This is a genomic window from Spiroplasma endosymbiont of Cleonymus obscurus (assembly GCF_964273375.1).
GTDB lineage: Bacteria > Bacillota_I > Bacilli_A > Mycoplasmatales > VBWQ01 > Spiroplasma_E.
Window position 1 is genome coordinate 212935 of record NZ_CAXWWA010000003.1, and the last position, 20610, is coordinate 233544.

20 protein-coding genes, 1 tRNA gene, 2 pseudogenes and 1 riboswitch are annotated in these 20610 nt (G+C 24.8%); of the genes and pseudogenes, 4 read left to right on the plus strand and 19 right to left on the minus strand.

From position 1 onward, the window contains the following. Positions 1-109: 109 nt before the first annotated feature. From ACI2WJ_RS07990 to ACI2WJ_RS08040, 11 genes are all read right to left on the minus strand, one after another. The gene (locus tag ACI2WJ_RS07990; RefSeq protein ID WP_400255424.1) at positions 110-466 is read right to left on the minus strand and encodes an MG284/MPN403 family protein; all 357 of its coding nucleotides are present in this window, start codon (positions 464-466) and stop codon (positions 110-112) included. A 75-nt stretch (positions 467-541) separates the two neighbouring features. After that, entirely contained in the window at positions 542-1993 is a 1452-nt protein-coding gene (gene proS, locus ACI2WJ_RS07995; protein ID WP_400255425.1) for a proline--tRNA ligase, read from the minus strand. A gap of 6 nt (positions 1994-1999) precedes the next feature. Further along, positions 2000-3781 carry a hypothetical protein gene (locus tag ACI2WJ_RS08000; protein WP_400255426.1) on the minus strand — a complete coding sequence of 594 codons (1782 nt, stop codon included), beginning with the start codon at positions 3779-3781 and terminating at the stop codon, positions 2000-2002. Positions 3782-3795: 14 nt separating this feature from the next. Next, positions 3796-4497: an acetyltransferase gene (locus tag ACI2WJ_RS08005; protein WP_252319916.1), complete on the minus strand. Its 702-nt coding sequence runs from the start codon at positions 4495-4497 to the stop codon at positions 3796-3798. Positions 4498-4547: 50 nt separating this feature from the next. Continuing rightward, on the minus strand, positions 4548-6071 hold the full coding sequence (gene cls, locus ACI2WJ_RS08010; protein ID WP_338958044.1) for a cardiolipin synthase: 1524 nt from the start codon (positions 6069-6071) through the stop codon (positions 4548-4550). A gap of 101 nt (positions 6072-6172) precedes the next feature. After that, a tRNA-Ser gene (locus tag ACI2WJ_RS08015) sits at positions 6173-6263 on the minus strand. Between the two features lie 201 nt (positions 6264-6464). Further along, complete coding sequence (nrdE, locus tag ACI2WJ_RS08020; protein ID WP_400255427.1) at positions 6465-9071, minus strand: class 1b ribonucleoside-diphosphate reductase subunit alpha; 2607 nt, start codon at positions 9069-9071, stop codon at positions 6465-6467. A gap of 17 nt (positions 9072-9088) precedes the next feature. Further along, positions 9089-10108 carry a class 1b ribonucleoside-diphosphate reductase subunit beta gene (nrdF, locus tag ACI2WJ_RS08025; protein ID WP_252319910.1) on the minus strand — a complete coding sequence of 340 codons (1020 nt, stop codon included), beginning with the start codon at positions 10106-10108 and terminating at the stop codon, positions 9089-9091. A 157-nt stretch (positions 10109-10265) separates the two neighbouring features. Further along, positions 10266-10431: riboswitch (cobalamin riboswitch) on the minus strand. Positions 10432-10620: 189 nt separating this feature from the next. Continuing rightward, entirely contained in the window at positions 10621-11214 is a 594-nt protein-coding gene (coaE, locus tag ACI2WJ_RS08030; protein WP_338958054.1) for a dephospho-CoA kinase, read from the minus strand. A gap of 10 nt (positions 11215-11224) precedes the next feature. Continuing rightward, a complete protein-coding gene (gene tsaD / locus ACI2WJ_RS08035; protein ID WP_338958057.1) occupies positions 11225-12163 on the minus strand; it encodes a tRNA (adenosine(37)-N6)-threonylcarbamoyltransferase complex transferase subunit TsaD in 939 nt (312 codons plus the stop codon). Next, entirely contained in the window at positions 12138-12965 is an 828-nt protein-coding gene (locus tag ACI2WJ_RS08040; RefSeq protein WP_400255428.1) for a purine-nucleoside phosphorylase, read from the minus strand. Before ACI2WJ_RS08040 ends, tsaD begins: the two co-directional genes overlap by 26 nt. 286 nt (positions 12966-13251) lie before the next feature. On the opposite strand from ACI2WJ_RS08040, the gene ACI2WJ_RS08045 reads away from it, so the two are divergent. The 3 genes from ACI2WJ_RS08045 (at position 13252) to ACI2WJ_RS08055 (ending at position 14380) form a co-directional block, all read left to right on the plus strand. After that, positions 13252-13773: a hypothetical protein gene (locus tag ACI2WJ_RS08045; protein ID WP_338958062.1), complete on the plus strand. Its 522-nt coding sequence runs from the start codon at positions 13252-13254 to the stop codon at positions 13771-13773. 322 nt (positions 13774-14095) lie between these two features. Then, positions 14096-14218 (plus strand): hypothetical protein, encoded by a 123-nt coding sequence (locus ACI2WJ_RS08050; RefSeq protein WP_338958064.1) that lies wholly within the window; start codon positions 14096-14098, stop codon positions 14216-14218. A 30-nt stretch (positions 14219-14248) separates the two neighbouring features. Further along, positions 14249-14380 carry a BspA family leucine-rich repeat surface protein gene (locus ACI2WJ_RS08055; RefSeq protein WP_338958066.1) on the plus strand — a complete coding sequence of 44 codons (132 nt, stop codon included), beginning with the start codon at positions 14249-14251 and terminating at the stop codon, positions 14378-14380. Positions 14381-14493: 113 nt separating this feature from the next. Here the strand turns inward: ACI2WJ_RS08055 and ACI2WJ_RS08060 are convergent, their stop codons facing one another. From ACI2WJ_RS08060 to ACI2WJ_RS08085, 6 genes and pseudogenes are all read right to left on the minus strand, one after another. After that, positions 14494-15045 carry a hypothetical protein gene (locus ACI2WJ_RS08060; protein ID WP_400255429.1) on the minus strand — a complete coding sequence of 184 codons (552 nt, stop codon included), beginning with the start codon at positions 15043-15045 and terminating at the stop codon, positions 14494-14496. Positions 15046-15065: 20 nt separating this feature from the next. Next, positions 15066-15233: a hypothetical protein gene (locus tag ACI2WJ_RS08065; protein WP_400255430.1), complete on the minus strand. Its 168-nt coding sequence runs from the start codon at positions 15231-15233 to the stop codon at positions 15066-15068. A 116-nt stretch (positions 15234-15349) separates the two neighbouring features. Further along, complete coding sequence (locus tag ACI2WJ_RS08070; protein WP_400255431.1) at positions 15350-16204, minus strand: ABC transporter ATP-binding protein; 855 nt, start codon at positions 16202-16204, stop codon at positions 15350-15352. 201 nt (positions 16205-16405) lie between these two features. Then, positions 16406-17587 (minus strand): hypothetical protein, encoded by a 1182-nt coding sequence (locus ACI2WJ_RS08075; RefSeq protein ID WP_400255432.1) that lies wholly within the window; start codon positions 17585-17587, stop codon positions 16406-16408. Continuing rightward, entirely contained in the window at positions 17587-17808 is a 222-nt protein-coding gene (locus ACI2WJ_RS08080; protein ID WP_400255433.1) for a hypothetical protein, read from the minus strand. The genes ACI2WJ_RS08075 and ACI2WJ_RS08080 overlap by 1 nt, the downstream gene beginning before the upstream one ends. Positions 17809-17848: 40 nt before the next feature. Next, positions 17849-18199 (minus strand): annotated as a pseudogene (locus tag ACI2WJ_RS08085) (transposase); the annotation flags it as partial. 77 nt (positions 18200-18276) lie between these two features. Here ACI2WJ_RS08085 and ACI2WJ_RS08090 point away from each other — a divergent pair. Further along, a complete protein-coding gene (locus tag ACI2WJ_RS08090) occupies positions 18277-18555 on the plus strand; it encodes a transposase (protein WP_400254803.1) in 279 nt (92 codons plus the stop codon). A 290-nt stretch (positions 18556-18845) separates the two neighbouring features. Here ACI2WJ_RS08090 and ACI2WJ_RS08095 read toward each other — a convergent pair. Together ACI2WJ_RS08095 and ACI2WJ_RS08100 are read right to left on the minus strand one after the other, a co-directional pair. Further along, a pseudogene (locus ACI2WJ_RS08095) lies at positions 18846-20086 on the minus strand (IS256 family transposase). Between the two features lie 89 nt (positions 20087-20175). Next, positions 20176-20610, minus strand: a 435-nt coding sequence (locus ACI2WJ_RS08100) for an IS3 family transposase (RefSeq protein ID WP_400255434.1), incomplete at its 5' end; no start/stop codon positions are given.

The window sequence follows — 20610 nt, forward strand, 5'->3', positions numbered from 1 at the left end:
CTTTTTCATAAATGGGGCTGTTTTTTACATCACTCGTTAAATTCAGTTTTTGTTCTAAAAAACTACGCGAATTCAATAAATCAATACTATTAATATTCATTTTATATCCTTAAATTAAATATAAGTATAAAAAACGCTTAATAGTCGTTTTTTCTAATTTTTCATATTCTTTGATATGATAATATTTTTTTCATCAATTTTTATTTGATTTAACTAAGAACGTTCTAACAATATAACTATATTCATTTTTTGGTAATAATACTAAAACTGTATCAACAATTTGCACATGTTTCTCATAATTTTTTAAATCTTTATTTATCGCTATCTTATTAGCATAGTGAACACTATCCTCTTTCAAAACATAATTTTCTTTAAAATTATTATTTGCTAATGTTAATTTTGCTTGTTCATATTTAACAAAAATAGCAGCAATTAGTTGCTTATCAGCACTTATTTGTTCTTTCATTATTATCACCTCAATAATAATTTAAGAACAAATAATTATCTTTCCTCTATTTTATTTCTATTTAACTTACTAATTTTAATATGATCTTGCAAAATAAGTTCAGACACTATTAGGAGTTTGACACTTAAAACAATTACTTGGTTTTTTATACGGTTCTAAAGGAATACAACGTGATGTTGTACCAGTTAAACTTTTAATTTCTTCTTCACACTTTATTTGATCACAAAAAGGTACAATAAAGAAACCTTTATGAATTTTAACTAATTTATGATATTCATTGAAATCTGTTAACTCTTTTAAATTTGTATTTAATTTTTTTTGTGAATTATTAAATAAATCTTTATTTAATTTATTTAATTGATTAATAATAGTTGTTACTAATAGTTTTTCATTATTAATTTCAACATCAATAGTATCTAAATTATGACGTAAAATTAATTTAATTACTTGGTTTTCAATTTCTTGCTCACCAATTGCAATAGTAATTGGAATACCTTTAATTTGACTTTCACTTTTCTTATAAGAAAAACTTTTATTATCTTCATTTATTAATACTCGGAAATGAGAACTTAAAATTTTAAATATTCTTTCAACAATTATTTTAACTTTATCACTTTTAGGTGATAAATTTAAAAGCATAATCTGATGCGGTGCAATTGTAGATGGCAATACTAAACCCAGATCATCGCTATGCGCCATAATTAAAGCACCAATTAATCTTGTCGATACACCTCATGATGTTTGATATCCTAATTCTTGTTTATTATCTTTATTACTAAATTTAATATTAAATACCTTTGTGAACTCTTGACCAAAATAATGACTAGTACCGGCTTGTAATGCTTGTCCATCTTGCATCATAGTTTCAATTGTATATGTCATTTTTGCCCCAGCAAAACGTTCGTGAATTGTTTTTGCACCAACAATAACTTTAATTGCTAATTGTTTTTCAACAAAATCAGCATACAACTTAATCATTTTTAATGTAAAGTTTTTTGCTTCTTCATCGTTATTATGCATTGTATGCCCTTCTTGTCATAAAAATTCACTAGTTCTTAAAAATGGTTTTGTATTTTTTTCTCATCTAACAACATTACATCATTGATTATATAATAATGGTAATTGTTTATATGAACTAATTATTTTTGAAAAATGACGACAAAATAAAACTTCTGAAGTAGGACGAATAATTAGTTCCTCTGATAATTGATTATTTCCAACTTTAGTTACAGTTGCACATTCTGGTGCAAAACCCTCAATATGATCTTTTTCAACTTGAAATGCTTTTTGACTAATTAAAAGTGGTAGCATTACATTTTCAATATTTAAAATTTTAAATCTTTGATTTAATAAATGTTGAATATTTTCTCAAATTGCATATCCGCGAGGACGAAAAATAATGGTACCGGCTGCTGAACCATTTTCTGCGCCATAATCACAAAGTTCTGCTTGCTTAATAACATCAGTATATCATTTGGCAAAATCAATCTCTCTTGCTGTAATATTTTTATTCTTTGCATTATTCATAATGATCTATTCACCTTTCGTTGATTGACTTTTATGTCACTTCCAATAATTTGGGTAATTTAAAGCATCTAGCACTTTATTTGCTTGTTCTGATTCTAATACTTTTCCTAGTAAATAGTCAACCTTTAATCCTTTTAAAACAATAATTTCAGGAACGTTAATAATACCACGAGCTAAAATATTTTTAATACCTAAAATTCTTAAATAATGCAAACAAATAATAACATCAATATATTTACTAAAACTAAAAGTAACTTGTTCTAATAAATTAGAAGTTAAAACTACATAATCAGGTTTAAAATGATTAATTAATTTAAAATTATCAATATGACGTAAATCATGAGTAAAAGAAATTTTTATTTTATTACTACGAATAGTTTTAATAATTGAATCATACTTATTCCAACTATTAATTTCACCAATATCTTGAAAATCAAAAATTAAATCACAATTTTCAAAAAGATTTTTTCTCTTATTAACAAGAGCAATTAACTTTGTTAAAATAGTTTTATCTTGTAACTCAATTAAACTAACAGGAAGAATAAGGTTTTTTTCTTGTTTTAATTTCGCAAATTTTTCAAATGTTTGAATAAATAAAGGCTCATTTACTTTTCACCACAATCCTGAATCTTGAATATTACGCATCAAAACAATAAACGAAACATAATAAGAATTTTTAACAAAATTTCATCAAGCATAGTAACAATTTGGCTCATTTGAATTATCACTTTTATATACTGGTCTAATACTAACACTTAATAATTTTTCCATTTGTTCTGATTGTAGAAGTGAATAATGATTATAATCGGGATAATTTAAAATATCATTTGTCTTCAATTTGATTTCAATTAAGTCTCTACTTTGTACTACTTCTAATTGATTCTTATCAATAATTTTATTATATAATATATAGACATTTGAAGCATCAGTTTTTACTGAAGCATAAACACATAATATTTGACTTTGAATCTGCAAATAACTACTTTTTTCTACTAAATTACGTTTAATATAACTATTTATTTTTTTTTGGAATCGATATAAATTTATTTTCTTATTTCTAGAATAAATTAAAAACTGACCATCATAATATTTACAAATAATAGTATTATCTAATCCTAAAGTTATTTTACTATAATATGAAATTAATAATTCCATTCGTTCAATATTATTAACAGTTAAAATATTTTCTAATGCTAAATAATTTTTTATTTTTATTAAAATCATATATTCAAATTGACTATTTATTTTTTTATTATATTTTTTTTGACTAAAATTATCTAAAATAGTTTGTACAAAAACTGACTTTACCACTGTTAACTCATTTTGTTGTAAAATAATTGCTTGTGAAATAGCAAAACGATTATAACGAATATTACTTTGCATTTGACCATACAAAACTTTATTATTATCAAAATAATCAATTGATAAATCATAAACAATAACTTTACTTCCTAATTGAAAGGAAACAGAAAAATGACACGGCTCAAATGGAACTTTATTCACTAATAAATCTTGAATAAAAATTTCAATTTTTACTTTAGTTTTACGATTCATCATTGATTTAAATACAAACAATGAAATTCGTTTTTTACGATTTAAAACTTCTAAGCGTTCAGAAAAAGTAATGATTTCATTTTTTAAATCAATTTTCAATGGAACTAAACTTAACAAATCACCATGGATAACATTATAATATTGATTATTACGATGATTTAAACGTATAAATAAAATAATTATTATTGTCATAAAAGGAATTAAAGCAATAATTACAATTGCAGATCAATGCATAATTTTACCTCCATTTAATCAGAGCCTAAAGTAATATTACCATTATTTCCTTGGAAAAGTTTTAACTTTAGTCTTTGATTATCAATATATAATTTAGCTAAACGAAACATTTTGCGATCTTTAACCAAAATTCAATCAATAGCTTCAACAGGAATTGTTTCGTATATTTGAACACGATTAGTATCAACATTTAAACCTCAATCTTTAGTAGTGCTTTGAAATAGTTTATGAATATCAACAGAAATAATAGCTATTTTATTAACATCAACATTTTGCTCTGCACATCACTTTCAAAAAAAATGACGTGTTGAATTACCTAACTCTAATTCTAAATAAGTAGCATGTTCTAAATAAGTTCAAACAATATATTCTTGCTTTGGCAATAATTTAATTTGTGAAGAAGGTTTAATTCCTTGTTCTAATATTAAAGTAATATTACTAACATCAGTATAAAAAAATAAGTTAAAAATATTTTTATTTTCTAAATGTTTAATAATTTGAATAGTTGATCTTCTTCTAAAATTTAAAAAAATATTATTACGTTTTTTATTATTCGTTGAAGTAGAAGATTTATTAGATTTTTTTTGTTTTTTAAACCTATTAAAAAAAGGAGTTTTTTTTTCATTGTCTTCTGATAATTTAGAAATATCCAAATTAGGTTGATTTTCATCACTAAAATATTCTTTAATTTTTTTAATTCGTCGACTTCAACCCATAAATTATGACCACCTTATTATTAATATTTACCTAATTATACTAAATTTTTTTAAAATAATGGTGCTAAAATTCTAAGCAATAATAAAAATACACCCCGATAGGCAAAACTACGATGTAGTAGTGGATTACTAATAATTAAACTAGAATGAATAAAATCTTTTTCAAATGAAGCAGATAAATCACTATTTGTTTTACTATCATAAACAATTACTAAAGTTTGATGATCTGAATAAAGACTACGATAATCAAGATTAGTTGAACCAATAATAGTAATATCATCATCAAAAATACCAGACTTAGAATGGTTAAAAACATTATTATATTCATAAATTTTAACACCTGACTCAATCAATGAATCATAATAAGTTCTTGACATGTCTAATGATAAAAATTTATCAGTAATTCCGGGTAATGATAATCTAACATCAACACCAGAATAAGCACTATTACGCAATGCAGTAATTAAATCGCTAGTTGGAATTAAATAAGGAGTACTAATTCAAACTCGCTTTTTAGCATTACTAATAAATTTAATAAATAAATCTTTTTGAATTGTTTCTTTTGTAATAGGTCCATCATCAATTACTTGGACAATAATATTATTTTTAATTTTTATTTCAGATTTTTCAGCACTAATATCAAGAATATTACCAGTAATAAAATGCCAATCTTGTCTAAATATTAAATCAATTGATTTAACAGCTTCCCCAACAATTCTAATTTGGGTATCTCTTCAAAAGCCATACTTTGCAGAAAGATAAATATAGTTATCTGCTAAGTTAACTCCACCAGCATAGCCAATATTCCCATCAATAATAATATCTTTACGATGATTACGAAAATTATAATTTCCTGTCATAAATGGTAATCTAACTGGTGAAAATTTATGAATAATAATTCCCATTTTTTTCATTTTTCATATTTTATATTTTGATAAACTAAAATATGAACCAACAGCATCATAAATCATATAAACTTTAACTCCCGCTTCAATCCTTGCTTTTAAAACATTAATAATTACTTCTAATAGCTCCCCTTCACCAAGAATAAAATAATTAATAAAAATATAACTTTTTGCTTGTTTTAAATCTTCAATTAATTTAACAAATTTATTAGGACCATTATTTAAAATTTGAACATCAGTATTATTATAAAATGGTCGATGAGAAATTCTTGTTGTATAGTTAAATAAAGATAAAGTATCTTCACTCAAAGTTATTTTTTTTGATTCTAAAATTGAATTAGCAAAAGTTCAATCTTCTTGGGTATAAAAATAACTATTTGTTTTTAAATAAGCTTTTTGTTTTCGTCGATAACGATAAGGACGACCAAAAGTTCAATATAAAAAAATACCGATGATTGGCAAACATAAGGTAACCATAATTCATGATAGTTTTGCATCTTGCATACGATTGGTAATGAAAATAATAATACCAGTTAAAATAGTTAAAGTAATAATTATCATCAAAATAATTCATGAATATTTAATATAATTAAATATAACAAAAACTATTGTTGCAATCAAAGCAATATATAAGATTAATGATAAAAGTAAGTTTACTCGTTTACGCATGATTTCTCCTTAATATAAAGAGTTCTTTATTAAATTATATCTAATTATTAATAAATTTATTATTTAAAAGTAAAAAAAAGCAATTAATGCTTTTTAAATAATGGCGGAATGGGAGAGATTCGAACTCTCGCGACAGTTTCCCGTCCTAACTGATTAGCAATCAGTCCTCTTCAGCCTCTTGAGTACCACTCCAAAGTTATAATAATTATTTTTTTTACAATTATTATTATAACTTTAATTTTAAAATTTACTATGTATTTTTTAATTTTTTTTTAAAAATCCTATATTCCAAAATAAAATTTCACTATTTTTTAAATTAAATAAATAATATATTACTAAATTTGTTACAAATTTATTTTTTACTTGAAACTACTATTCAATAATCTAATTAATTTATACAACACAAACATTACATTGATAATTTTCACTATCCTCTAAAACCTCTTGACGAATACGAACATAATAAATTGATGAACAACCTTTTTTAAAGGCTCTAATATAAGCTTTATTTAAATCACGAGTTGTCGCTTTATCAGTAATAAATAAAGTTAAAGAAATTGCTTGATCAACGTGCTGTTGTGCAGCTGCTACAATATCAATAATTGGATTAGGACCTAATTCATATCCACCTTCAGTGTAATATGATAAATTATTATCATCAATCTTATAAGCAGGAACATAAACACGACCTAATTTCCCTTCTTTTCGTACCTCAACAGGAGCGACTACCGGTTGTAGACTTGGTGTACACGAAGATAAATAACTAATTGAACCAGTGGGTGCTACTGCCATTAAATGTGAATTAGCCAATCCCGTTTCTTTAATTTTTATTACTAATTCTTTTCATTGCTTCTGAGTTGGAATCATAATGTTATATTTTGTAAATAATTCTTGTATTTTTTTTGTTTCAGGAGTTCATTTATCTGACTGACATTTTATGTATTTATCAAAATATGAACCATCAGCAAATTTTGAATTTTTAAATCCACCAAAACTTCCAAATTTTAATGCTAATTTATTTGAAGCACTAAAAGCATGATAAGCCATAACATAAAAGAAAATATTAGTAAAATCAATTGCTTCTTTTGAATCATAAAAAATATGATTTGTTGCTAAAAATCCATGTAAATTCATAGCGCCTAAACCCAAAGCATGATTTTTTTTATTTCCATATGCAACTGACGGAGCACTAGAAAAATCACTACTTCTTGATACGTGGTCTAATGAATGAATTGCTTGAAAAATAACCTCACCAAATTCACTTCCACTTTCCATTACTTTTGCAATATTAATACTTCCTAAATTACAACTAATATCTTCACCAATTTCTTTAAAACTTAAATCACTATTAAATTCACTAGCTGTACTTACTTGAATAATTTCACTGCACAAATTACTCATAACAATTCTACCGGGATGAGCATTATTTTTATTTACTGTATCATCAAATAATAAATAAGGATATCCACTTTCAAAATGTAATTCAGCAATCATTTGAAATAATTTGCGAGCACTAATAAAATTTTTACTAATTTCAGGGTTTTTTAACATATTATAATACTCTTTAGTAATAGAAATATCTGTCATTGCTTTACCATAAACTTTTGCAATATCATAAGGACTAAAAAGTGCCATCTGTTCATTGTTTTTTGCTAATTCAAAAGTAATATCAGGAATAACTACTCCTAAAGACATTGACTTAATACGAATTTTTTCATCTGCATTTTCACGCTTTGAATCTAAAAATAACATAATATCTGGATGATGAACATTTAAATAAACTGCCCCAGCACCTTGTCTTTGACCTAATTGATTAGCATATGAAAATGAATCTTCAAGAATTTTCATAACTGGGATAACGCCTGTTGCTTGATTTTTAATATTTTTAATTGGAGCTCCAAATTCTCTTAAATTTGTTAAACACAAAGCAACTCCACCACCACGTTTTGATAACTGTAATGAAGTAGTAATAGCGCGAGCAATTGATTCCATGTTATCTTCAATTCGTAAAAGATAACATGAAGTGTATTCACCTCTTTGTTTTTTCCCTGCATTTAAAAATGTGGGAGTAGCTGGTTGAAATCTACCAGACATAATTTGTCTTAAAATTTTACTAGCATGTTCAATATTACCATCAGCGAAAAATAAACTATTCATAACAACTCTATCTTCATAATTTTCTAAATATTGTTTACCATTAAAACTTTTTAAAGCATAAGAATTATAAAATTTTAAAATACCCATAAAACTCGTAAACTGATAATTAAAACTGTATGCTTCATTTGTTAATCGTTCAATTTCCGTAATTGAATATTTATTAATTATTGTTTCATCATAATATTGATTTTTTACTAAATATTCTATTCTTTCTTTAACGGTTTTAAAAAGCAATAAATTTGGTTTAATATGATTTTTCATATAAGATTGTGCTGCTTGCAAATCAAATTGTGCATTATTAGTAGTTTTTGCTCTAGCATTTAAAGTAACATATTCATCACTTTCTAAAGTTCCAGATAAAGTATTTATTTCATTGGTATTTTTTTTATCTTTATCTCAAAAATCTACTAATATATTTTTTATTGTTGATACATCATTATTAGTTCCTAATAATTCAAATTGAAATAATAGTGGGACATTTAATTTTTTTGAAAGAATTGGCCCGGCAATTGCAAAAGTTTCACCAAAATTAGTATTCCCCGACGCAATAACACCACGACAAAAATTACGATTTTGCTTATTATTTAAAAATTTAATTACCTGTTTAGGAACCGCCCCTTCTTTAATATCACCACCCCCACTATATGTTGGTGTTATTAACACATAATCTTTATCAACTAAAATTTCCTCTTGTAAATCGTGAGGAATTCTTGAATTTAAAACCTCTAATTTTTGAATAAAACGATGAGTATTATTTGACAAAGAAGAAAAATAAACAACATGAATTTTTCCCTCTGGCTTTAATATTTTTTGGTTTGAAACTTTTACAACATCATTATGCATTTTTTTCTCCTTTAAAATTAAAATTCTCAATCTTCATCTTGCGTTTCTACAGTAATGCCCATTACATAAGATGAACCATTACCTGAAAAGAAATCGTGATTTTCATCAGCTCGAGCTGATAATTGATTAAAAATTTCTGGCTTAATTCTTGTTTGTTCTTCACTAAAAGGTGAATCATATCCTAAATTTTGTAAAAACTTACCAGCATTATATAAACTAAACTTAATAGCATCTTCAGCTAAATTAAATTCTTGATATAATTCTGTTAAATATTGCTTTTCTAAATCAATTAATTTAAACAATAAATCAAATACAAATTTTTTCATTTCTTCTTGTTTTTCTTTTGGTAACTTTTCAACTTTTCTTTGATATTTATAGCCACTATAATAATTATGAATAACTTTATCACGTAAAATTAATCTAATAATATCTGAAGTATTAGGTAATTTACTACGAGCAGATAAATAAAATGGTAAATAAAAACCACCATATAATAAAAAACCTGGCATTAAAGCGGCAGCTACTTTGGATTTTAAAGGATCATCACTTGTATAATAAGGAATTAGTGCACGTGCTCTGGCTTGTAAACTTTCATTATTAATTACTCATTCATGAGCAGATTCAATCTGCTCACTAGAACATAAAGTTGAAAAAATTGTTCCGTATGATCGAGCATGAACTGCTACCATAAAAGCAAAATTTGTGTAAATAACTTGTTCATGATCAGTTAAAGAATTAGGTATTTGTGCGATATCACCAACTGTTGCCTGAATTGTATCTAATAAAGTTAAACCTGTAAATGTTCTTGTTATTAACTCTTGTCATTTTGGATTTAATGTTTTTCAAGAAGTTAAGTCATTAGAAACAGGAATTTTTTCTGGTAACCAAAAATTTTGAGTAATACGGTTTCAAACCTCTAAATCTTTTTCATCATTGATTACATTTCAATTTACAGACCGCATTTTTCCATTAAAATTTTTCATAATATATTCTAATGGTGACTGTGATTGTTGAAAATATTTGTTATCTTTTGCCATTTATTATTACCCCTCTACTTAATTACACAACTAAAAACATCCCCTATATTATATAAAGGATGTTGTCATTATTAAAAATTACTTTATTAAAATTACAAATATTAAAAAATAAAAGCAATTATTAAAAATAATCATTAATTCACACCCAGGAATATAATATTACTTAAAAAATTAGACCGGTCTACTGGCTTAGCTTCATTTTACTTGTTACCCTTCTCAAAGTTTTATCTTCAATGGTTTTGTAACGTTCATCAACATCACAGTTGCTGGGGCAGCAAAGAATTCTCATCTTTTTCCCGAACATCTAAAGTTCCTTGTTATTTAGTTGTATAAATATTCTACTACAAGAAAAACAATTTTGGTAATTTATAAATACATTACTATGTATTTTTTTAACCTCAACTATTTTAAAATTATTCTTAATTTTTTTATTATGAAAATTTTCATTTTAATATACAAAAATAATTTAATATATTTTACTATTGTTTTTTAAAGTAAAAAAACATTAATCTCTATACTTTATTTGTTAATAACTTTTTTTCAACTTTTTGTAATTGTTTAATAAAATCATTAATAGTACCGTTATTTTTAACAATAAAATCAATATCTTTATTTAAAATTAAATATTTTTTTTGTTGATTTAATAATGAAATAACTTGTAAATCATTAACATTATCACGTTCTTTTATTCGTTGGATTTTTTTATCTTCCTCAGCCTCAATTAAAAGAATTTTATCAACTAATAAATTTAAATTTGCATTAAATAATACTGCACAATCAATAACAATTAATTCTTGGTGTATTTTATTACGAATAATATCTTCTTCAACAATTTTTATCATTTTTGGTCAAATAATATTTTCTAATTTACGTAAAATATGAGGGTGTTGAAATGCTTCATACCGTAATTTTATTTTATTAATTGTTTTATCATTATTAATAAAAGTATCACCGAATTCATTAATTAATGCTTTTTTTGTTTCTTTTAGTGTATAAATATGTTTAACAATTTTATCAACAAAAATAACATACGCACCTTTATTTTGAAAAAAATTTGTAGCAGTTGTCTTACCTACTCCCGCTTCACCAATAATACCAATAATCATGAGTTCACCCTTACTTATGTTCAATTTGATAACTTGCAAGAATACCAATCATTGCTGCATTATCAGTACAGTATTCTAATTTTGGAACAATTATTTTTAAATTTGGATATTTAATTTTTAAATCTAATACTGCTAATCTTAATTGCTGATTAGCACTAACTCCTCCTGCTAAAACTAAAGTTTTTGGATTATGTTTTTTTAATGCTAATTCAATTTTATTAATCAATACTTGAATAACTGTTGTTTGAAAAGAAGTTGCAAAATTATTAAATTGTAACTTACCTTTTTCTTTATTTATCAAATTAGCACAGGCTGATTTTAAACCACTAAAACTAAAATCTAAACTATTATCATTTTTAGGTAATGGTAATTTATAAGTTGGCTTTCCCAATTTAGCACTTCGTTCAATTTCAGGACCACCCGGATATTTTAAACCTAACATTCTTGCAACTTTATCATAACATTCACCAACAGCATCATCTAATGTTTGACCAAGTATAGTGAAATTTAAATGTTCATTTGCCAACATCAACTGTGTATGACCACCACTAACTAATAAACCAAGTACTGGAAATTCTCATTCATTATTAATTAAAGAAGCATACAAATGTCCATACAAATGATTACACGGAAGCAATGGCTTTTCTAAATAAGCAGCAATAGTTTCTGCTATAATTTTACCTACGTGTAAACAACTAGCCAGACCAGGAGTATTAGTATAAGCAACAAAATCAATATCCATAATTGAAATGTTAGATTTTTCAATTGCTGTTTGTAAGACAGTAGCAATATTTTCACTATGAGCTCGTGCTGCTAATTCTGGAACAACACCACCATATTGTTGATGAAGCTTAATTTGTGAAGCAATAATATTACTTAAAACCTTTTTATCTTTAATAACAGCAACACTAGTTTCATCACAACTAGTTTCTATCGCTAAGATTATCATCAATATCCTCTTCTTTATAATAAGCAACTGCTGATTCTAAAGCTAAAATCATCATTTTTTTAAAACTAGTTTCGCGTAATGCTGCTGAAATTGATTCACCGGTAATAAAAGAATCAGAAATTGTTAATAAACAAGCCGCATTTTTTTCTAAATGTTTTGCATTAGCAAATAAGGCAAAAGATTCCATTTCTACTGCTAAGCATTTACTAATTAAAGGATTAGTTTTATAATCATTATCATTAATACGATAAAATACATCACTTGAATGAATTAAACCCAATCTTAAATTTATTTTTTCACTTACTATATACGAAGAATTTTCATTTTTTTGCTGATCAAATTCATTATCAATTTTTTGTGCCACTTTATTAATAATTTTGCTAATATTACCAACAGATTCAATTTGATTTTCATCAATATTAGCAGCATATTTAGCGAAAGTAGATTCACTATATACTTTAGTAGTATTAATAATATCATAAACTTTAACATCTTTTTGATATGAACCAGCGCTACCAACACGAATAATACAGTCAACATCATAAAATTTAAATAACTCATATGAATATATACCAATTGAAGGCATACCCATACCACTAGCAGCAATAGTAATATTATATCCTTTATATTTTCCAGTAAACATTAACATATTACGAACATTATTTACTTGTTTTCAATCTTGTAAAAAATTAGAAGCAATAAATTGAGCACGTAATGGATCACCTGGCATAATTACTACTTTTGCAATTTGATCACGAGCAGCTTTGATATGAGCTGTTGGAATTTTTTCTTTATTTTCCATATATTCTCCTTTTTTTAAATAATAATAGTTATTATAATATATTGTTAATTTAGTAACAACATTAATATTTTTAATGACTAGTTTTTTATTTTAAAAATTAAATTTAATTTTATAACTTTTCATACTAATTAAAGAAAATAAAAAATATTCTAAAAAAAGTTTAATCAACACCTTTTTTAGTTTTTTAGTATAATTTATTAAAACTAAATAATGTTTAGTTTATAAAAAACTCATTACTTTATTTTAAAGTAAATGAGTTTTTATTTTAAAAAGGTGGGAAACATAAATGTTTAAAAATTTAACTAAAGGAAATAAAAAAGAAATAGAAGAATGCCAAAGAAAAATGAAAAGTTCTTCTGAAAATCGGAAATATTTACAACAAAAAATATATTTTGAATGAGAAAAATTAGATCAAATAAATTGAAGAACAGAAGCAGAACGAGTAATTGAAACAAATGATACTATAAGACCATTAGAACAAAAATTGCGAAAAGAAGAAAAAATATGAATAAATAATTATAAACAAATAGAAGTAATAAAAAATAGACCATATTGTCAAGAAGAAAGAAAACAACGAGAAGCATTAAAAAGTCAAGAATTTGAAAAATTAAAGCATGTACGTATGAATGAACCATCTGTTTATCATGATGGAACTTTTGGTATACTTTTTGATACAGTTTTAAAAACTGGTGAAAAGTTAAAAAGTTCATGGAATGAAACTAATAAAATCAAAATTAATGAAACACCTAGTTGTTCTCATTGAGAAAGAAGGGCAAATAGCAATCCATATAGTTCTCCATTTAAATAAATTTTTATATTTAAAAATAACTAATTTCATTAATGAAATTAGTTATTTTTTATTTCTATCATAAACTAAACACTTATTGAATTTATTTTTAAACAACTTAAATTATAATTAACTTCTTAAACTTAAGAAGTTATTAGGGAAAACAAAAAAAGGAGATCTTAATGAAAACATTAATCAAAACATTAAGTGTTTTAACACTTGCAACAACCACAGGTAATTTAACTAGTTTATTCAAAAAATAATATTATAACTAATTATATTGAAAATAAAACACAACAAGACACAATTTATATTGATAAAAACGGAAAACAAATAACAACTAATGAAAAAAGATTTATCAAAGATAAATAGTAAAGAAATTAGTCAAATTGGATTTTTTAAAAATATATCAGGAGAAATTCAAGTTGTTAATATGCCAAGAACAATTGAAAAAATACCTAATTAATTACCACCAGAAATAACTTCTTTGAGAAAAATGTTCATAGAAGCCAAATCATTTAACCAAGATCTTTCAAAATGAAATGTAAATAAAGTAACAAGTCATGAAGAATTTGCTATTGGTTCACAAATTGATAATTCTAATAAATTACCAAAATTTAAAAACTAAAATCAAAAATTTTAATAAAAAGGTAATATCTTATTGACATTAAATAAATAAAAATATCTTTAAAACTTTAAAGATATTTTTATTAAACTCATTTATTAAACAATATTATCAATTTACAAAGATAAATCTTTTTTAATAAGAAAATAATTTCCTAATGGAAATAAACCAAGAGGTACTATTAACATTATTGGATATTGTCAAGCAAAATCTAATGCTCTAATAGAAAAAAGCGGTGCTTTTGCTACTTCTGTAACACCGGGAGCGGGTGTTATATTTGGAATATCACCAAACTTAAATGGAGAATTAAATAAAGAAGCAATTGTCATATATTTAAAATATTTAAGGTACTCAAGTCCAGGCATAGAAGAGAATAATGTCATTGTTTGAAACAAAATAAATACTGTTGAAATACATGTTGCTACTGAAAGAGAAATAACTGACTTATTAAAGTAACTAATAAAAGTTCAATTAATTGATGCTCAAAGTAAAGCCAATAATATTAAACCCAAATTATATAAAACAAGATATCCAAATTCTTGAAGTTTAAAATCTTGAAATCTAATTGGAAAAATAATTAATTGAAAAACAAAAACTGAACCATATAATATTAATATTGAAGAAAGCAAAACAAAAAGTTTTGAATTTAAAATAGTTTTTCTAGACATTGGCATTGTTAATCATGAAGCTAAATAACCTTTATCAATTTTTTAGAAACCAAAATATGATTTAAAATTAAACTAAAAGAAAAAAATAATATTAACCCCGGAATACCAAAAAAAACAAAATTAAGATAATTCATGCCACCTAATCCACCTAAACCTGATACTCCATGTTCTTCACCAATTAATGTCATAGTTGGAGCAAGATAATCTTGTGTTAAAATGGGAGCTATTAAAATACATAAAATTATAAAAAAATAATATTAATGGAATTTTAATATTTTTAAATTGTGATTTAACAAATCTAAAATTAATCATTAAAATTTACCTCATCCTTATAAAATTTAATAAAATATTCTTCTAAACTAAATGGTAATTCTTTAAAATTATCAACTTTATAAAGCGATAATTCTTTTAAAAACTTATCAACATTAGTACTTAAAACATTCAGTTTAATAACTTTTGTTATATTATTTTTTTCAATAATATCTCATTTTTTATTTAAGAAATCATTATAATCTTTCACTGTTGAAAATTTAATTTCATAATTTTTCTTAGCAGAATTTTGTATTTCCTTAATTGATATTTCAGAAATTATTTTCCCTTTTTTAATAACAGCAACTTTATCACATATATTTTCAATTTCGCCAAAAATATGGGAACTCATAAATATTGTTGCACCTTCATTTTTAGAATTTCTAATTAAAGTATTAAACCTTTCTTGCATTAAAGGATCTAAACCTGAAGTTGGTTCATCTAAAACCAAAACTTTTGGTTTATGCATAAAAGCTGAAATAATCGCTACTTTTTGTTTCATACCCTTAGACATTTTTTTAATTTTTCTTTTTGCATCAAGTTCAAAATAATTAATTAATTTTTCAACATATGCCCAAGAAATATTTTTTCTAATATTAGCTACTGTCTTTAAATAAGCAATTCCTGACATATAATCAGGCAATGTTACTTCACCAGCTAAATAGCCAAGAGATTCCATAATTTTTGCCGATTCTTTTCAACAATCATAATCTAAAATCTTTGCAAAGCCAGTATCAGATTTAATAAAACCTATCATTTGTCTAATAACAGTAGTTTTTCCAGCACCATTAGGGCCACCAATAAAAGCATAAACTTCACCTTTGTTGATTGAAAGATTAATTCAAAACAACCAATATTTGGAGAATATTCTTTAGTTAAATTTTTTAATTGAATTATATTCATATTTTCCTCCAAACTAAACTAATTCATGAAATTATTATAAACCAAAAAGAAGAAAATATAAATAATGGTATGTTTCTTTTTATAAAAGAATCTTTAATATACTATTTTCAAGTTTTATAAAATATTATCATTTAATTTAATTAAATAATTAAACGTTTCCTAACTCACGAAAACGAAATGAAGTTTTATTTAGTTTCTTTAACTCTCGTTTATTTAAAATATAAATAATTATTCCGGCAATTAAACCAACTAAAACACAAACGATAGCAATAATTAATAAAATTTGAATTCCCTGCAATGAATAATTTCGATGACCATCAACCACATAAGAATTATTTGGCAATTTTCCAATGGCTGAAGCAACATAATTAAATCAAGCATCTGGAGTAAAAGCAATTCAAGAAATTAATGATATTGTACTAGCATAACTATTTTTTTCAATTGGTAATTCTCCAACTTGAACAAATCTTAACGTCAATAATGCTCAACCTACACAACCAATAAACATAAAAAGTAAACACATTATAACTTGAAATAAAATTTGAACTGCTTTTGATGACTGTAAAAATCAAGCATTACCTCAACCAGGGATAACTACATATAAAGAACATGCAATCATTCCAACTAATAATAAAAATATTAAACCCAAAACGTAAGACTTTCACTTATCAGCTCAACGACCAATTGGACTAGCAACTAAAAATCTTAAACCATATGAACGAATTCCACCAAGAATAGTTACTACACCAACAGTAACACCAACTTCTGTTAAAGCATCTTTCATATAATATGCAAAAGTAGACTGGAACATGTACATTCCAAAAACAAAAATACCACAAAGTCAAACTCGCAAAAATTTCATTGGTTGAAATAGTGAAATTATTTTTTCTTTTCAAATAATTTCTGTTTCTTCACGTTTTTTATTAGGAATAAATATTCAAACTAATAATGCCATTATAAGTACCATACCACAAATAAAATAAGTAAAAACTAAAAATGGTATTTTTGTAATAAAATCATTTTGACCATACTGATTTTGTAAATTTTTAGTTAAAATTGTTATTCCTGTTGCAATTCCAGCAATAAAAATTAAACCAAATAATCCCAAAACTGTGCCTTCAAGACCATAAGCAACCCCTTGTTGTTCTTTTGTTACATTCTGTGATACTAATTTTCAAAGTGGTGCTCAAAAAAGTCCGGCAATCGAAATACCCCATATTGTATAAATAATATACAATTGAATCATTCGTATATTTTTATCCATATTAAGTTGAATTATTAATGTTCATCATAAACCACATAATCCAGTTATTATAAGTGATACTATCATTATTTTTTTGCACTAAAACGATCAGTAAGTCAACCGCCTGGAATTCTAGAAATAAGAGCAACAAAACCATAAATAGCAACAACAAAATCAAACTCATCTTGATTTAAATTAATATACTGATTAAAGTTAGGAATAATATATCGTAAATAAAGTACTCCACTAAAAACAAATAAATCAGATAAAGCTAAAATGCTAATAATCAAAATAGTTTTATTATCCAAGTTGTGCGTAAAACTTTTTCAACATTTACTTAGAACCTGTTTAGAATCTTTTTAATAAAACTGAAATAAATGAAAGAACAACCATTTGTAAACTAGTATTTAGTTTTCTTTCACAATTTTTTCATAATCTTCTGTATTTTTCTAATCAAGCAAAGCTTCGTTCTACAATTCATCTTTTTGGTAATACTACAAAAGTATGTAATTCATTGCGTTTTATCACTTCAACATTTGCATTTATGATTGTTTTGATTTCAGAAGCAAATTTTTCACCAGTATAACCAGCATCTACTATTATTTTTTGAACTGCAGAAAGATTTTCTTTTTCATTTTCAATCATTATTATAGCGCTATTACGATCTGTTTTTTCTGCCGTGGTTATGTAAATTGCATGTTGGATGGGTTACACTTTATTGGACACTAATTACGTAGACAAGTGAACAAATTAGTTAAAAGAAAGGAAATATAATTATGGCCAATATTAACTCATATAATGATGAATTTAAAAAACAAATAGTATCTTTATATCAAAATGGCAAATCAGTATCTTGCCTTGCTAAAGAATACAACGTTACAAGAGCAGCTACTTATAAATGAATTAAGCAATTTACAAATTCAGGCAGTTTTAAAACTAAAGATAATCTTTCGGATTTAGAAAAACAATTAATTCAAGCAAATAAAGAATTAAAACAATTAAGAATGGAGAATGATATTTTAAAGCAAGCAGCACTAATAATAGGCAGAAAGTAGAGATTATTACAAATAATAAATCTAAATATAAAATTCGTCCAATTTGTCGTTTTTTAAAACTTTCTAAATCAACATATTATTTTAATTTAAAGAAAAAAGAAGATAAAATCAAAAATAATATGTATGATGAAGCTGTTATTAGTGCTTTTAAACAAAATAAAGAAGTTTATGGAACAAGAAGATTAAAAGTCAGTCTAGAAAATAAAGAAATTTATTTATCACGCAAAAAAATTAAAGAAATTATGAATCGAGGCTTTTTAATAATCTGTGTATCTTTGTTTTGCAAAGTACTAGTTCAGATTAATTCTGTCTTCAAATTTTATCATAAAATGAGCAATTGCTGTATTTCAATTTTGAATGGGCATTGTTCATTTTTTTGTTATATTTTCAATTGCTAAGTAAAATATTTTGAAAACTGCCATATCATTTGGAAAAACTTTTTTATTTCTGATGACTTTTCGTAATTGACTATTAACAGATTCAATAGAATTTGTAGTATAAATCACTCTTTTGATTTCTGGAGGATAACTAATAAAAATCATTAAATTATCTCAATTTTTATATCAAGATTTAGCAATTTGAGGATAGTGTTTATTTCATTTACTTTCAAATGATTCTAAAGCTTGCATTGCTTGTTCTTCACTACATGCATTATAAATTGGCTTTAAATCTGTAACTAGTGATTTTCGATGTTTGTATGAAACATATTTTAAACTATTTCTGATTTGATGAACTATACATAATTGATGTTCAGTTTTAGGATAAACTGATTGTATTGCTTCTGACATGCCTGTTAAGTTGTCACTACAAGCAATAAGAATATCATTTAAGCCACGATTTTTCATTTCTGTGAAATTTGCTAATCAAAATTTAGCGCCTTCATTTTCACTAATTCATAAACCTAAAACATCTTTTTTACCTTCTAAATCAACACCTAAAGCTATATAAACTGATTTGTTAATAATGCGTTTATCTTGTCGTACTTTAACACTACTATACAATCAAAATAAACAATGGGATAAATGCCTTCTAATGGTCTATTTTGTCATGCTTTGACATCATCAATCACATCATCAGTAATTTGACTAATAACACTTTCACTAATATCAGCACCATGATATAACTCTTGTAACTGCATTTTAATATCTGATAATGTCATACCTTTTGCATATAAGGAAAGAACTTGTTGATCAAAACCATCAAATCTTCTCTGTCTTTTTGGCACTATTACAGGAGTAAAATTACTATTACGATCTCGTGGTACATCAATCTCAATTTTACCTTGTTGAGTTATTATTTTTTTTGAACTTATACCATTACGAGCATTGTCACTATTACTATGTTGATTTTTTTCATATCCTAAATAATTTTGCATCTCAGAATTCAACATTTTTTCAACTAAACGTTTTGTTAATTCTTTATATAAACCCCCTTCTTTAAAAACTGTTGTTAAATCTTCAGTATTTTCTAATAATAAATCTACTGCTTTTGATATTGGATCATTATTATTAAAGTTATCTTTTTTAGCCATCTGTAACTCACTCTTTCTAGTCATTTAATTATATTTACTAGAATTAATTAAACATAGTTATTTTTGTAAGTTACACAGATTACTAAACATTACCAACAATCAATAACTTCATTTTTAAGCCTATTATTAAAGTTTCTATTCACAAGATTGCTTATTTGGCTATCATTGACTTTGTTATGATGATTTTTAAATGATAATTTAGTGTATTTTGATATTAAATTATGCTGATTCATAATTTCTTTAATTTTTTTGCGTGATAAATAAATTTCTTTATTTTCTAGACTGACTTTTAATCTTCTTGTTCCATAAACTTCTTTATTTTGTTTAAAAGCACTAATAACAGCTTCATCATACATATTATTTTTGATTTTATCTTCTTTTTTCTTTAAATTAAAATAATATGTTGATTTAGAAAGTTTTAAAAAACGACAAATTGGACGAATTTTATATTTAGATTTATTATTTGTAATAATCTCTACTTTCTGCCTATTATTAGTGCTGCTTGCTTTAAAATATCATTCTCC